This is a genomic window from Streptomyces sp. 2A115 (assembly GCF_052245575.1).
In the GTDB taxonomy this organism is placed as follows: domain Bacteria; phylum Actinomycetota; class Actinomycetes; order Streptomycetales; family Streptomycetaceae; genus Streptomyces.
The window spans coordinates 1-14,717 of the sequence record NZ_JBQQCG010000023.1 but is presented as its reverse complement, the minus strand read 5'-3'; the positions used below and the strand labels follow the sequence as shown (position 1 = coordinate 14,717).

The 14,717-nt window shown below is 68.8% G+C and carries 12 protein-coding genes; 4 read left to right on the top strand and 8 right to left on the bottom strand.

Going from position 1 to position 14,717, the window contains the following annotated elements:
* Positions 1 to 102: 102 nt before the first annotated feature.
* Positions 103 to 1,446, bottom strand: a complete 1,344-nt coding sequence (locus tag ACTWQR_RS21080) for a UDP-glucose dehydrogenase family protein (RefSeq protein ID WP_443228677.1) — start codon at positions 1,444 to 1,446, stop codon at positions 103 to 105.
* Positions 1,447 to 1,623: 177 nt separating this feature from the next.
* Here ACTWQR_RS21080 and ACTWQR_RS21075 point away from each other — a divergent pair, with 177 nt between their 5' ends.
* Positions 1,624 to 2,781, top strand: coding sequence for an acyl-CoA dehydrogenase (locus ACTWQR_RS21075; protein ID WP_443228676.1), 1,158 nt, complete (start codon positions 1,624 to 1,626; stop codon positions 2,779 to 2,781).
* Positions 2,782 to 2,825: 44 nt separating this feature from the next.
* Here the strand turns inward: ACTWQR_RS21075 and ACTWQR_RS21070 are convergent, their stop codons facing one another.
* Positions 2,826 to 3,176: a hypothetical protein gene (locus ACTWQR_RS21070; RefSeq protein ID WP_443228675.1), complete on the bottom strand. Its 351-nt coding sequence runs from the start codon at positions 3,174 to 3,176 to the stop codon at positions 2,826 to 2,828.
* Positions 3,155 to 3,472 (bottom strand): hypothetical protein, encoded by a 318-nt coding sequence (locus ACTWQR_RS21065; protein ID WP_443228674.1) that lies wholly within the window; start codon positions 3,470 to 3,472, stop codon positions 3,155 to 3,157. Before ACTWQR_RS21065 ends, ACTWQR_RS21070 begins: the two co-directional genes overlap by 22 nt.
* A gap of 245 nt (positions 3,473 to 3,717) precedes the next feature.
* On the opposite strand from ACTWQR_RS21065, the gene ACTWQR_RS21060 reads away from it, so the two are divergent.
* Positions 3,718 to 4,635, top strand: a complete 918-nt coding sequence (locus ACTWQR_RS21060) for a peptidoglycan-binding protein (protein ID WP_443228673.1) — start codon at positions 3,718 to 3,720, stop codon at positions 4,633 to 4,635.
* Positions 4,636 to 4,766: 131 nt separating this feature from the next.
* Here ACTWQR_RS21060 and ACTWQR_RS21055 read toward each other — a convergent pair whose 3' ends face one another.
* Positions 4,767 to 6,041, bottom strand: coding sequence for an LCP family protein (locus tag ACTWQR_RS21055; RefSeq protein WP_443228672.1), 1,275 nt, complete (start codon positions 6,039 to 6,041; stop codon positions 4,767 to 4,769).
* Positions 6,042 to 6,160: 119 nt separating this feature from the next.
* Between ACTWQR_RS21055 and ACTWQR_RS21050 the strand changes: the two genes are divergently transcribed.
* Positions 6,161 to 6,709, top strand: a complete 549-nt coding sequence (locus tag ACTWQR_RS21050; RefSeq protein WP_443228671.1) for an acyl-CoA thioesterase — start codon at positions 6,161 to 6,163, stop codon at positions 6,707 to 6,709.
* 92 nt (positions 6,710 to 6,801) lie between these two features.
* On the opposite strand, the gene ACTWQR_RS21045 is transcribed toward ACTWQR_RS21050, so the two are convergent.
* Positions 6,802 to 8,250 carry an LCP family protein gene (locus tag ACTWQR_RS21045; protein WP_443228670.1) on the bottom strand — a complete coding sequence of 483 codons (1,449 nt, stop codon included), beginning with the start codon at positions 8,248 to 8,250 and terminating at the stop codon, positions 6,802 to 6,804.
* A 127-nt stretch (positions 8,251 to 8,377) separates the two neighbouring features.
* Between ACTWQR_RS21045 and ACTWQR_RS21040 the strand changes: the two genes are divergently transcribed.
* Complete coding sequence (locus tag ACTWQR_RS21040; protein ID WP_443228669.1) at positions 8,378 to 9,430, top strand: glycosyltransferase family 2 protein; 1,053 nt, start codon at positions 8,378 to 8,380, stop codon at positions 9,428 to 9,430.
* A gap of 134 nt (positions 9,431 to 9,564) precedes the next feature.
* On the opposite strand, the gene ACTWQR_RS21035 is transcribed toward ACTWQR_RS21040, so the two are convergent.
* The 3 genes from ACTWQR_RS21035 to ACTWQR_RS21025 form a co-directional block, all read right to left on the bottom strand.
* A complete protein-coding gene (locus tag ACTWQR_RS21035) occupies positions 9,565 to 11,223 on the bottom strand; it encodes an LCP family protein (RefSeq protein ID WP_443228668.1) in 1,659 nt (552 codons plus the stop codon).
* A gap of 135 nt (positions 11,224 to 11,358) precedes the next feature.
* Positions 11,359 to 13,098: an LCP family glycopolymer transferase gene (locus ACTWQR_RS21030; protein WP_443228667.1), complete on the bottom strand. Its 1,740-nt coding sequence runs from the start codon at positions 13,096 to 13,098 to the stop codon at positions 11,359 to 11,361.
* Between the two features lie 235 nt (positions 13,099 to 13,333).
* Positions 13,334 to 14,629 carry an LCP family protein gene (locus ACTWQR_RS21025; RefSeq protein WP_443228666.1) on the bottom strand — a complete coding sequence of 432 codons (1,296 nt, stop codon included), beginning with the start codon at positions 14,627 to 14,629 and terminating at the stop codon, positions 13,334 to 13,336.
* Positions 14,630 to 14,717: the final 88 nt, after the last annotated feature.

Genomic DNA, 14,717 nt, shown 5'->3' with positions numbered 1-14,717 from the left:
TTCGCGCACGGTGCGGCAATTCCATCACTACTCCAATGCAATTCGAACCCATTGGAGAGGTGAAGTGCAGGGTATATCCCTGACAGGGCCGAGGGGTGCGACTCAGGCCGACGGCCGTCCCATCGCCCGGTACCTCCAGCCCGCCGCCCGCCACGTCGCCGGGTCGAGGGCGTTGCGGCCGTCCAGCAGCACGCGGTCCGTCGCGACCTCGCCGAGCGCCGCCGGGTCCAGCTCGCGGAATTCCCGCCACTCGGTGAGGTGCAGGACGGCATGGGCGCCGCGCACGGCGTCCACCGCGGTCTCCGCGTACGCCAGCGTCGGAAAGAGCCGCCGCGCGTTGTCCATGCCCTTGGGGTCGTAGACCGTGACCTGACCGCCCTGCAGATGAATCTGCCCGGCGACATTCAGCGCGGGTGAATCCCGGACGTCGTCCGAATCCGGCTTGAACGTCGCACCGAGTACCGCGACCCGCTTCCCGAGGAAAGAACCGCCGCCCAACGCCTCACGCGTCATTTCCACCATCTGACCGCGGCGCCGCATATTGATCGAGTCGATCTCGCGCAGGAAGGTCAGCGCCTGGTCGGCGCCCAACTCGCCCGCCCGGGCCATGAACGCGCGGATGTCCTTCGGCAGACAGCCGCCGCCGAAGCCGATCCCCGCGCGCAGGAATTTCTTCCCGATCCGCTCGTCGTACCCGATCGCCTCGGCGAGCTTCAGCACATCAGCGCCGGCGGCCTCGCAGACCTCGGCCATGGCGTTGATGAAGGAGATCTTGGTGGCGAGGAAGGAGTTCGCGGCGGTCTTCACCAGCTCCGCGGTCGGGAAGTCGGTCAGCACGAAGGGCGAGCCCTCTGCCATCGGCGTCGCGTACACCTCGCGCAGCAGCTTCTCGGCGCGCTCGCTGCGGACGCCGACGACGATGCGGTCGGGGTGCAGCGTGTCCTGGACGGCGAAGCCCTCACGGAGGAACTCCGGGTTCCATGCGAGCTCGGCGTCCTCCCCGGCGGGGGCGAGCTCCGCGAGCGTCCGCGCCAGCCGGTCCGCCGAGCCGACGGGCACGGTGGACTTGCCGACGACGAGCGCGGTGCCCTTCAGGTGCGGGGCGAGAGAGGTGAAGGCGGCGTCGACGTACGACATGTCAGCCGCGTACTCACCGCGCTTCTGCGGTGTGTTCACGCAGACGAAGTGGACGTCGCCGAATTCCCCGACCTCGGCCCAGTCCATGGTGAACCGCAGCCGCCCGCTGGAGCCCTCGATCCCGGCGACATGCTTGCGCAGCAGGTCCTCGAGCCCCGGCTCGTACATCGGGACCTGGCCCTGCTGGAGCATCTCGATCTTCTCGGGGACGACGTCGAGTCCCAGCACCTCGAAGCCGAGTTCGGCCATGGCCGCGGCGTGCGTGGCGCCTAGGTAGCCGGTGCCGATCACGGTGATCTTGAGGGCCATGGGTGTGCTCCTGGGTGGGCGTCCTTGGGTGCGCTGCCTGAGCATAGTCGGGGCTTGCGCGAGCCCCTCACCGGGCAGATTTCCCCCTGTCGTCAAGCTCACGTATCACTCGCGTGGGCGGACCTCTAAAATTTGGGTTACTTAACGGTAATTAGCGTCTTTGGAGCGTGAGAGACCTTGGCCGGATCGGCTGATTTCGACCTGTACCGCCCGTCCGAGGAGCACGACATGCTCCGCGACGCTATCCGCTCACTGGCCGAGGCGAAGATCGCGCCGTACGCCGCCGTGGTGGACGAGGAAGCCCGTTTCCCGCAGGAGGCCCTGGACGCGCTGGTCGCCTCGGACCTGCACGCGGTGCACGTACCGGAGTCGTACGGCGGCGCGGGCGCCGACGCGCTCGCCACCGTCATCGTGATCGAGGAGGTGGCCCGCGTCTGCGCGTCCTCCTCCCTGATCCCCGCCGTGAACAAGCTCGGCTCGCTCCCCGTGATCCTGTCCGGCTCCGAGGAGCTGAAGAAGAAGTACATGACGCCGCTCGCCAAGGGCGACGGGATGTTCTCGTACTGCCTCTCCGAGCCCGACGCGGGCTCGGACGCGGCCGGGATGAAGACGAAGGCGGTCCGCGACGGCGACCACTACATCCTCAACGGCGTGAAGCGCTGGATCACCAACGCCGGCGTGTCCGACTACTACACGGTGATGGCGGTCACGGACCCCGCCAAGCGCTCCAGGGGCATCTCGGCCTTCGTGGTCGAGAAGTCCGACGAGGGTGTCTCCTTCGGCGCCCCGGAGAAGAAGCTCGGCATCAAGGGCTCGCCGACCCGCGAGGTCTACCTGGACAACGTCCGCATCCCGGCAGACCGCATGATCGGCGACGAGGGCACCGGCTTCGCCACCGCCATGAAGACCCTGGACCACACCCGCATCACCATCGCCGCCCAGGCCCTCGGCATCGCCCAGGGCGCCCTCGACTACGCCAAGGGCTACGTCCAGGAGCGCAAGCAGTTCGGCAAGGCCATAGCCGACTTCCAGGGCATCCAGTTCATGCTCGCGGACATGGCCATGAAGCTGGAGGCGGCTCGTCAGCTGACGTACTCGGCGGCGGCGAAGTCGGAGCGCGGCGACAGTGACCTGACCTTCTTCGGCGCGGCCGCCAAGTGCTTCGCCTCGGACGTGGCGATGGAGGTCACCACGGACGCGGTCCAGTTGCTGGGTGGGTACGGGTACACGCGGGACTATCCGGTCGAGCGGATGATGCGTGACGCCAAGATCACGCAGATATATGAGGGTACGAACCAGGTCCAGCGGATCGTCATGGCCCGCAATCTGCCCTGATTCAGCCCTGATTCAGCCTTGATTAAGGGGTCATTCAGCCCTGATCAAGGGGTCGTGGGGAGGGGAGGCGGCCTTCGGGCCGCGCCTCGCCACGCGTATGCCCCCGGCGGCCCGGGGTCACCGATGCTCGGCAGGCCGGTCGCCACCGGCCGGCCCTCGATCACGAACAGCCGGTGCCTGGCCTCCATGCCGGACATGGCCATGATCCCGCCCGTCGGCTCGCCCTCCTCGGCCAGGTGCGCGATGTCGGGGAACAGCGCCACCGCCCGTTGCCAGGCGCCGGGTTCACGCAGGGCCCGCAGCGCGCGGTCGCCGGCGGACACCCCCAGGGACAACGCCCAGGTTCCGGCGTCGCCCTCGATGGCGACGGTCGTCACGCTGTCGTAGTGGGCCACCCGCCAGACCGTCCACTCGGGCCCTCCTTCTCGAACGCCTCGGTCGTGGGCTCGTCTAGCCGGCCGTCGACCTCGACCGCCGAGCGTCCCGCCGTGCGTGCCTCGGCCGCCAAACGGCGCAGCAGCGTGGACTTCCCGATGCCGCCGGGCCCATGCACGTACAGCACGACGGGCGCCTTCGCGTCGCCGGACAGCGCGCGGAGCGGAAGACGCCCCTCGGCCGCCCGCCCCGCGAAGACGCGGTTCCGCGCCCGTTGTACGCGGTCCCCCACTCTGTTCGTTCCGTCGTCGTTCATGGCCCCCCTCTTCCGACCAACGGAAGACTCACTCACAGAGGCTCGCCGGCAAACTGACTGACCTTCATGAGTGCGGTGGGGCAAGGGGTTGCTGTCCTGGGCGATCGGTTGTCCGCGACAGGATGATCGGAGCCTGTCGGATTTCCTCAACTGCCTCACAAGTAACGGCCGTTGGGTCAAGATCGGCTCAGTCTCCGCGCACACCGGTGCGGCCGGGAGCGACTCAAGAATGAGAAAGGGCGTGCATGAGCACCAAGACCGGACCCCAGCGCTACCCCGGCTCCAGCCGCGCGAACTGGTACCAGGACGACTTCCCCGGGGACGCGATGGAGATCAACGTCGTCGTCCTGCACACCACGGAGGGCCGCTCGCTGCCGGGCTACGGCGGCGGCTCCTCGGCACCCAACCTGACCGCGGTTCCCGACTTCGCGGCCAAGAAGCTCAGGTGGTACCAGCACTTCGACATCGAGACCTCCTCCCGGGCCCTGGTCAACCTTCGTGGCGGCGTCGACACCAACACCCTGAACGTGTGCCAGGTCGAACTGGTCGGCACCTGCGACCCCAAGACCCACGCCAAGTGGAAGGCCGCCGACCAGGCACACGTCTACTGGCCGGACGCCCCCGACTGGGCCCTCCAGGGCGTCGCGCGATTCCTGGCCTGGACGCACGAGGAACACGGCGTGCCCCTCTCCGCCCCCACGTCCTGGCCGGCCTACCCGAAGTCGTACGCGAACGGCGGCGGCCAGCGGATGACCGGAGCCCGGTGGTCCGCGTTCAAAGGCGTGTGCGGCCACATGCACGTCCCCGAGAACAGCCACGGCGATCCCGGCGCGATCGACTTCGCCCGGATCCTCAAGTACGCCGGGGCCGAGCTGGACCTGGACGACGACACCCCGGAGACGCCCGCGCCCGCCAAGCCGACGGTGCCGGCGTTCCCCGGCCGGAAATACTTCAGCGCCGGCGCATCGAACCAGTACGTCCTCCAACTCGGCAAGCAGCTGGTCAAGCGCGGCTTCGGCGACCACTACAAGGTGGGCCCCAGCCGGACGTGGGGCGAGGCAGACCGCCTCAACGTCCGCGACTTCCAGAAGTCCCGCAAGGAGCTCCGCGGTGACGCGGACGGCCGGCCCGGGCCACTGACCTGGCGTCTGCTCTTCTCCTGACCGGAAGGCCCCGCTCCTGACCGGGCGAACTCCGGGCTGGTCCCGCACGGCCGACCCCGCACGGCCGGGGCCCCGCCGAATGGATCGGCGGGGCCCCGGGCGCGTATGGCGGAAGCGGATCAGGAAGCGGGTCAGTTGCCCGACACCGTCACCTTCTCGTCGTTCTTCAGCTGGTCCACCAGGGTCTTGACCTTCGCGGTGTCCCACTGGAGGTTGCCGTTGGCGGAGTTGCCGGAGATGGGCATGTTCATGGACTTGCCCTCGCCTCCGGTGACGCCCTTCATGGCCCAGAACATGGAGGCGAGGTTCCAGAGGGACATGTCCTTGTCGACGGTGAGGGTGTCGAGGCCGGAGCCCAGCGTCGGGTAGAGCTTGAAGGGGTTGAGGACCGTGGACGGGGTCGCGGTCTGGCTGGCGAGGGCCGCGAGGAACTTCTGCTGGTTCTTCGTGCGGTCCAGGTCACTGCCCGCGAACGCGTACCGGGTACGGACGAAGGCCAGCGCCTCCTCGCCGTTCAGGGTCTGCTTGCCCGCCTCGAAGTCGGCGCCGGAGTTCTTGTCCTTGAAAGCCTTCGGGATGTCCATCTCGACACCGCCCACCGCGTCGACGATCTTCGCGAAGCCGGCGAAGCCGATCTCCGCGTAGTGGTCGATGCGCAGCCCGGTGTTGGCCTCGACGGTCCGCACGAGCAGCTCGGGCCCGTCCTCCGCGTAGGCCGCGTTCAGCTTCACCTGGCGGCCCGTGCCGGGGAAGGTCTTCCCGGACTCGGAGCCCACGAACGTGGGTATCGTCACGTTCGAGTCGCGCGGCAGCGAGATCATCGTGTTCCCGTTGTCGCCGACGTGCAGGATCATCATCGAGTCCGTGCGCTTGCCCTCGGCGGAGCCCGTGCGGAGCTTCTTCTTCTCCTCGGCGGACAGGCCCTCGCGGCTGTCGGAGCCGACGATCAGGTAGTTCGTGCCTTCGCCCGCGTCGGGCCGGTCGATCACCTTCGACAGGTCGACCTCACGCTTGAGCTTCGAGTCCGCCCAGAAATACGTGCTCACGGACACCACGACCAGCACGGTGACCACCGTGATCGCGGTCCACTTGATGCGCTTGCGCCAGTTCGGCGCGGGTCGCGCACCGCGTCCGTACCCGTTGGGCGGGTCCTGCGGACCGCCGCCCCCAGGCGACCCGTACACCTGGCCCGTGTTGTACCCGCTGTTGTACGGGTCCTCGCCGTAACCGTCGTCGTACGTCGGCTGCGGCGGAACCCCGCGGGGCGGCGCGGACCGGCCCGGGACGGAACCCGGGCCGCGCTGCACCTGCCGCATCACGCGGGCGCCCTCGGGCTGGGCGCCCGCGCTTCCGCGGCCGTACTGGTCGCCGCCGTTGTTTCCGGATCCCTGGGGCCAATCGCTCATGCGCCCCAGTGTGCAGTGCTCGACTGTGTGGCATACAAGGGTCTACAGAAAATCGGACCACGGCTGTTGCAGAGCTGATGCAAAGTGAGCCTTGCGGGCCCCGGCATAAGGTGGTCGCCATGACAGACCAGGCCCCAGCCCCGGAACCCGAAATTCCGGGCAAGCCGACCTCGGCGTCCCGGACGACTCTCAGCCACATCATGACCCACAACGACACCAACCTTCTGGGCACGGTGCACGGGGGCGTGATCATGAAACTGGTCGACGACGCGGCCGGCGCGGTGGCCGGCCGGCACTCCGGAGGGCCCGCCGTCACTGCCTCCATGGACGAGATGGCGTTCCTGGAACCGGTGCGCGTAGGCGACCTGGTCCATGTGAAGGCACAGGTGAACTGGACCGGTCGTACGTCCATGGAGGTCGGCGTCCGCGTCCTCGCCGAGCGTTGGAACGAGTCCACGCCACCCCAGCAGGTCGGTTCGGCCTACCTCGTCTTCGCCGCGGTCGACGCCAACGGCAAGCCCCGTCGGGTACCTCCGGTGGTTCCGGAGAGCGAACGTGACGAACGTCGCTATCAGGAGGCCCAGATACGTCGCACTCATCGGCTCGCGCGGCGCCGGGCGATCCTGGAGTTGCGGGAGAAGCGCGCGGCGGAGGGGCTGGACCTGTAGGCGCTCCGCGGGTGGGCTGTTGGTTGGCCGCGGGTTCGTTGTGGCTGGTCGCGCCCGCGCGGCGGAGCCGCGTATGTCACAGCCCCGCGCCCCTACGGGGCGCAGCCCACCTCGTCGCCCGTCACCACCGAATCCGGCTGCGTCGGCACCTCCGCCCTTACCTTCCGTACCTCTCTGAAGTCCGCCCCCGCGATCACCTTCATCAGCGGGCCCTGTCCCTTCCTCGCCCGTAGCTCGCTGCCGGGCAGGGCCGCCGCGAGGGACTTCGCCGAGCGGTCCCAGCGGGGGTCGTACTGCACGACGGTCCGCACGACCGACCGGTCCCGCGCGTTCACGGGGACCCGCGTCGTACGGAACCCGGTGGCGGCCAGCCCGCTGTCCACGCGCCTGGCGAGCCCGACGGTCAACGTGCCGTTCTCGACCTGGACCCGGATCTGCTGCGGGGCGACATCGACGCGCAGGGCCTTCGAGCGGACCCGGTGCGGTGCGAGCGGCTTGTCGTCGCGCAGGGTGCGGAAGAGCCTGCCCGCCTTCTTCTCGTCCCACTTCAGGGTCGAGCCGATGCCCTTGACGGCGTAGCCCATCTTCCCGATCGGGACCGTCGTGAACTCCGAGGAGGACGGCGAGAGGCTCCGCATCGCCTGCCCCAGGTCGAGCAGTTCGTCCGTTCCGAACCCCTTGTCCGCGCGCACCGAGCCGAGCACGGCCCGTGACATGTCACGGAACTTGATCGGGTTGAGCAGCACCCCGGACGACGTGGCCCGGGCGATCAGCGCGGCCATGAACCGCTGTTGGCGCTGCATCCGGCCGAGGTCCGAGCCGCCGTCGAGGTGCCGCGAGCGCACGTACTGGAGCGCCTGGCCGCCGTTCAGATCGTGCGCCCCGGCGGCCAGGTCGAGCCCGGTGTACGAGTCCTTCAGCGGCCGCACCGTGCAGATCCGCACCCCGCCGAGCACGTCCACGGTCTTCATGAAGCTGGTGAAGTCGACCTCCATGTAGTGGTCGATCTTCAGGTGGGTCATGTTCTCGACGGTCCGTAGTGTCAGCTGGGGCCCGCCCTCCGCGTACGCGGCGTTCAGCTTGAGCGGGTGCGGGCGGTGCCGTTCGCCGGTGGCCCGGTCGGTGTGCGCGGGCGTCTCGGCGTACGAGTCGCGCGGCAGGCTCACGAGGCTGGCCCGCTGCCGGTCCTCCGAGAGGTGCGCGATCATCATCGTGTCCGTGCAGCGGCAGGGGGCGCCGCCGAGCCGGTACCTCTTCTTCTCCGCCTCCGTGATCCGGTCCCGGCCGTCGGTGCCGACCAGCAGGACGTTCATGCCGTGGCCGCGCGCGGGACGGTTCTTCATGTCCTTGAAGGGGTCGATCCGGTTGATGTCGGAGTCGAGGCTCGTGACCACCGCGTGCCCGATGCCGGCCGCCGTGAGCACCGCCACGGAGAGCGAGGTCACCATCCGCATCGTCCAGCGCGGCCGCCTGCGCCGTACAGGCGGCCGCGCTGGACGGCGCCGCTGAGGGCGCGTGGGGGAGCGGGGCGGCGTGGGCAAGGCGGACACCTCCGCGTCGGCCGGGTGTGGGGGTCCGTGAGCACCGTAGGCCCATACGATCTGCGGCCCGGGGCAGCGACCGGGCGGCGCGCGTCCGTGTCCCCCATTCGCGGTAACCTGACCCGCGATGAACGCCAAGCCCGACGTGCCGCTTCCCGCCGTTTCCGTGATCATGCCCGTCCTCAACGAGGAGCGGCATCTGCGCGGAGCCGTCCAAGCGATCCTCGCCCAGGAGTACGGGGGGGAGATGGAGGTCGTGATCGCCATCGGTCCCTCCACGGACCGTACGGACGAGATCGCGGCCGAACTCGTACGAGAAACCGCGTCCGACAAGAACAAGCGCGTGCACACGGTCCCGAACCCGACCGGCCGCACGCCCGCCGCGCTGAACGCCGCGATCAAGGCGTCCCGCCACCCGATCGTCGTACGCGTCGACGGGCACGGCATGCTCTCGCCGAACTACATCGCGACCGCCGTCCGCCTCCTGGAGGAGACCGGCGCGCAGAACGTCGGCGGCGTCATGCACGCCGAGGGCGAGAACGACTGGGAGCACGCGGTCGCCGCCGCCATGACCTCGAAGATCGGCGTGGGCAACGCGGCCTTCCACACGGGCGGGGAAGCCGGTCCGGCCGAAACGGTCTATCTCGGCGTCTTCCGGCGCGAGGCGCTGGAGCAACAGGGCGGCTACAACGAGGAGTTCATCCGCGCCCAGGACTGGGAGCTGAACTTCCGGATCAGGGAGGCGGGCGGGCTGATCTGGTTCTCGCCCGAGCTGCGGGTCTCGTACCGTCCGCGCCCTTCGGTGAAGGCGCTGGCCAAGCAGTACAAGGACTACGGCCGTTGGCGGCACGTCGTCGCCCGCTACCACGAGGGCTCCATCAACCTGCGCTACCTCGCTCCGCCGGTCGCGGTCTGCGCGATCGTGGCGGGCCTGGTGCTGGGCGCGGCACTGACTCCCTGGGGCTTCCTGATCCCCGGCGGCTACCTCGCGGCCATCGTGGCGGGCTCGCTGCCCGCGGGCAGGGGCCTTCCCGTGAAGGCCCGGCTGCGGATCCCGCTCGCCCTCGCCACGATGCACATGTCGTGGGGGTTCGGCTTTCTGACGAGCCCGAAGGCACTGGCCAGGAAGGTGATCGCGAGTCGGCGCCCGGCGGTTCTCGCGAGCGCCGACCCGGCCTGATCGGCTGTCAGGAGCTGCAGACCGCGCAGAAGTACCTGTAGAACCCGTAGAACTCGCAGTACCTGTGGGACCTGGTGCGGGCCCCTCCCCGGCAAGGGGAGGGGCCCGCTCTCGTCAGGGTCAGGCGAAGGCCGTCACGACCAGGTGAAGTCCGGGTTCACGTGCATGCAGGCCTTGTCGTTCGCGCCGTTGAGGGCCTCGGCCGTCCCCGGAGTCCTGTCGTCCTCCTTGGGGGCCCGGTACGTGTCGCCCTCGCGCCAGTCCGCTCCCACGACGAGCGTGACGCCGGAGACGTTCGTCGTCCTCTTCACCGAACTCAGCGGAATCCCGAGGGACTTGGCGACCGCCTGGGCGTCGCCCTCCAGTTCGGCGCTCGGGTAGCGGACGACCGTCCTGGCCTCGCTCGGGAACAGGCTCGTGTCGGTGACCGCACTGGCGAAGCCCTTCTCCGCGAGCAGCCCGGTCACGGTGTTCGCACGCCCGTTGACGGCGCCCAGCGTGTCGGTACGCGTGCCGTTCTGCACCTGGACCGCGATCTCGCCGTCGGCGGCCGCCGGATCGTCCGAGACCTTGTCCTCCGCCGACTCGGTCTTCTTCTTGCCCTTGCCGTCCAGCGCGATGTCCTCGCGCACCAGCCGGAAGAGCTTCTCGGCGTCCTCCGTGGGCTCCACGCGAGAGCCGACGTACCGGTTGGGCATCGTGGTCATGGTGATGCGCTTCGGCTCCACCTTCCGCAGCTCGTTGCTGAGGTCGTAGAGCTTCTTGACCGTGTCGAGGCCCGGGTCGACGGTGATGGCCTCGGTGGCCTTCTCGGCGAGCTTGCGCAGCTTGTTGGGGCTGCTCAGGGTGGCGTTCTCGCGCAGCACGCGGACCATCGAGTTCATGTACTGGTGCTGTGCCTTGGCGCGGGCGAGGTCGCTGCCGTCCTCGAAGCCGTAGCGGGTACGCAGCCACTGCAGGGCCTGCTCGCCCTTCACGGGGTGTGTGCCCTCCTTCAGCTTCAGGCCCGAGCCCTCGCCCCCTCGGGTCTTGGAGTGGATGTTGGCGTCCACGCACACCGGGACCCCGCCGATCGCGTCAGCCATCGACACCACACCGGCGAAGTCGATCTGCATGAAGTGGTCGATGTGGATACCGGTCAGTTCCGTCCAGGTGGCCACCGTGCAGCCGGGACCGCCGTTGCCGAGGCTCCGGTTGGTCAGCGTCCGGCCGTTGCTGGCCGGGTACTCCTCGTCGTCCTCCGGATCCGTGCACTTGGGGATCTGGACCAGGGTGTCGCGGGGCATGCTGATCACCGACATGTTGCTGCGATCGGCGGACACGTGCAGCAGCATCTGGACGTCGGCGAGCGGAGTCGCGCCGAACGTCTCCTTGGCGCCGCCGAGTTTCTGGTTCTCCTTGGAGTCCCGCGCGTCGGAGCCGATGAGCAGGATGTTCAGAGGAGTCTGGCCGGCCGCGTTGGGCGTCGGCTTGGCGACCTCCTTGTCCCCAAGGTTCAGATCGTCCTTCTTGATCTTGTTGTTGAGGTGCTCGTAGTAGAGGTAACCGGCGCCCGCGGTGCCGAGTATCAGTACGGCCAGGACCATGGCGACCCAGCGCAGCGGGCGTCTCTTGCGGCGCTGTGGACGCGACCCACCGCCTCCGCCCGCGCCTCCGCCGCCATGCCGTCTGCCGTGCCGGCTCCGCCCCTGCCGCCCCGGATCCTCCTCGGGCGCGCCGCCCCCCGAACCCGGCTCACGGGTGTGCTGGACGCGTGGTCGCGCTCCCTCCCCGCGCACACTGCTGCCTACCATCTCCCTGCCCCTCCCACCCTGCTCCCACCCCTGTGCCTGACGAACGGGTCCGCCCCGTGCCCAGTTGGACGCTTGGGTGCCCCTATTGGTTGGACACCCGCGTCCGGTTAGACGTGAGACGGACCCGTTAGGTCATCAGCTGGCGCACACCGTCTTGTCCGCCGTGGACTTGTCGACGTCAGGAGCCGCCACCGGAGCGGTGAGTGACACCCCGGCCCCCTTGAAGTCCTTGCCCAGGGTCAGCACGATCGCGGGCAGACCCTGTGCGCTCTCCTCGCTCTCCCCGGGCTTCAGCGCCGAGGCCGGCAGCCCCATGAGGTCGGCCAGCTTGCGCGCCTGGTCGGCCTGGTCGGGAGAGTACTCGAGGGTCGTCTTGCTCAACGGCGCCTCGGCGTTGCCGAGTTGGCTGGACTTGAGCACGCCCTCCTCGATCTGCAGCCAGTTGAGAGTCTCCTGTGCGGAGCCGGCCGGGGCCCCGCCGTTGTAGACGTTGACCCGGATGTCGGCGGCGGCGGACCGCTCGCCCTTGAGCCGGGCGGCGACGGCTGCCTTCTCCTTCTTCTGCTTCTGCTTCACCGCGGTGAAGGAGACGTCGTCCTTGATCGCGGAGAAGACCTGGGGAGCCCTCGTCTCGTCGACGACGACCGTTGCCTTGACCTTCTCGGCGGGGTTGTCGACGACCGGCACCGTCGTGAAGGTGATGTTCTTCGGCGGCACCTTCTTCAGCTCCAGCGCCACGTCCTTGAGCGTGCCGACCTTCCCGATGGCCTTGTCCACGGTCAGCGCCTTGGTGGCCGCCTCGGCCAGCTTCAACAGCTTGCTCGGGTTGGTGAGGGTGTCGCCCGACGACATCTTGCGCATGAGCGAACCCAGGAACTGCTGCTGCACCTTGATGCGGTCGAGGTCGCCCTGGTTGCCGAAGCTGTGCCGGGTCCGCACGAAGGCCAGCGCCTGCTCGCCCTCGACCTTGGACGTACCGGCCGGCAGATTGAGCTTCGACTCCTTGTCGTTGACGGCCTTCTCCACGCAGACGTTGACGCCGTCCACCGCCGTGGTCAGGGTCTTGACGGCGTTGAAGTCGGCCATCATGAAGTGGTCCATCGGGATGCCGGTGACCGTCTCGACCGTGCGCATGGTGCAGCCGGGGTCCCGGCCGCTCTGGCCCAGGCTCGTGTTGAAGCGCTGGCCCTGCGTCCCCGAAATGACCTCTTTGGAACCGTCGTCCTTGATGGTCTCGCAGTCCGGAATGTCGACGATCAGGTCACGCGGAATGCTCATCGCGGTCGCGTTCGTACGGTCCTTGGAGACGTGCAGCAGGATGTTGGTGTCGGCGTGCCCGACGTTGCCCGTGTCGCCGTAGCCCTGGTTGCCCGCGCCGGTGCGCTTGTCCGTGCCGATGATGAGGATGTTGAAGGCGTCGTCCTTGCTGAAGCCGCTCGCTCCCGCGCTGCCGACATCCGTCGTGTTCACGTTGCCCTCAAGGTGCTTGAGGTAGAAGTACGCCGCGCCCGCGACGCCGACCAGCACGAAGGCCATGCCGCCGCCGGTCCACAGCATTATCTTCTTGCCCCGCGACTTCTTGGGCTTCGTACGCGACCGACGGCGCCCCGGAGGCTCCTCCGGGGCAGGGCGGCGTCTGCGCGGTCCTGGCAGATCGGTGCCGGGAACCTCGCGGTCCTGGCCCGGCACGGTGCGCGGGCGCGGCGTCGCCACGCCGGTCGCTCCGGCGCGAGAGGCGGTTCTACGGGGACCGGGAACCGGTGACTGCGGTGCGGAAGCCTGCAGTCGCAGTTCGTAGTCGCCGGTGTTCGGGTTGAGTACCCACTGGTCTGCGGGGTCGATATCGTCCGCCCGCCCACGGCCTTGCGCGTCCACGGTTGTCTGAGTCCTCCGTCTGGGCCACGCGGCGCCTTTCCCCCTCAAAAGGCGCTCGGTCAGTCGGTCCAACGGTGCTCGGCCTCAGGGCAGACCTGGTGGCCGGGTACACCGGATCGCTCACACTATCCGGCCGGTTCCAGGTCAAGTGACGCCAGTGACAAATTCCACGTCCCTACAACTGGGCAATCCGCCGCATTTCTTAGAGCAGTTGTTCCCCGGCTTGGCGTGCGCTTTACCCGCAGGTGTCCTCGGCGGCCGTGTTCCCGTGGAAAGTCGGTGCCGGTTCCGGAGTGTCGACGGTGTCGCCGGGCCGTTTTCCGCCCGGCTTCCCGTCACCGTACGACTCCTCTTCGTAGTCGTACGAGGAGTCGTACGCGTCTTCTCCACCACCCTCGCGCGAGCTCTCCTCGCGCTGCGATTCCGCATTACCGCTCTTTGTTCCGGAATCCTCCGGTAGTTCCTCCGTGACCTCCAACGGAGCGTCCATGCGCAGCCGTTCGAAGAGTTTCTCCGCCTCGGCTTCCACGAGCTGGTCACGATTCGCGTTGTAGGCGTAGGACTCGCGGGGCACCGTCAGAAATTGCACACGTTCGGTGGGGATGTTGCGCATGCCGCGCACCAGGTCGTACAGACCCCGCAGGTTCGCCAGCCCCGGGTCGGTGGTGAGCGATGAGGTCGCCGCGTCCAGCACCGGGTAGAGCTTCACCGGATTCAGCAGTACGCCGTTGCTGCGGACCTTGTTGACGAGCGCGGCCAGGAAGCGCTGCTGGCGGTCCATCCGGTCGGTGTCGCTGCCGTCGCCGATGCTCTTGCGGGCGCGTACGTAGCCGAGGGCCTCCTCGCCGTCGAGCCTCACCTTGCCCGCCGGGAGCTTCAGCTTGGCGGCGGGATCGTCGATCGGCTCCGCCAGGCACACCTCGACGCCGTCCACCGCGTCGACCATGTCCTTGAACCCGTTGAAGTCCACGACCACGTGGTGGTCGATCCGGATGGTGGTCAGCCTCTCGACCGTACGAATGGTGCAGGCCGAACCGCCGCTCTGGAACGCGTAGTTGAACATCGCGAACATGGGCGCGCTGCGGCTGCCGTCCGGGCGGCGGCAACTCGGCACGTCCACCATCAGGTCCCGGGGGAGTGAGACCGCGGTGGCGCTGCGCCGGTCCGCGGCGAGATGCAGCAGGATCGTGGTGTCGGACCGCTCGGTGCCGAAGTCTCTGCCGTACTTCCCGTTCCCGTCCCCCGACCGGGAGTCCGACCCGATCACCAGAATGTTCTGCGCGTCACGCACCAGCGCCGTGGGCCGCTCCTTCTCGTACCGGGCGAGCTCCGCGGCGGCGTCGTTGTCCGACGTGATGTTGCCGTCCAGCTTCTCGTACATCGCCCACCCGGCCCCCACGGCCCCCAGTACGACGACAGCGACCCCGATCGCCGTGTACCGCAACCACCGCCGCCGACGCCGACGCCGCGCGACACCGGCCCCGGTGGGGGACGCGCCCACCCCGGGGCCGACGGCGCCGCTGTCGCTCACGTCTGGATCCACCCCTCATGGCGTACGGGACTGCTCTTACGACCATGGCCCGGGTGGGGGCGGGGGGCTTTGGGGGTTGGGCTGAATG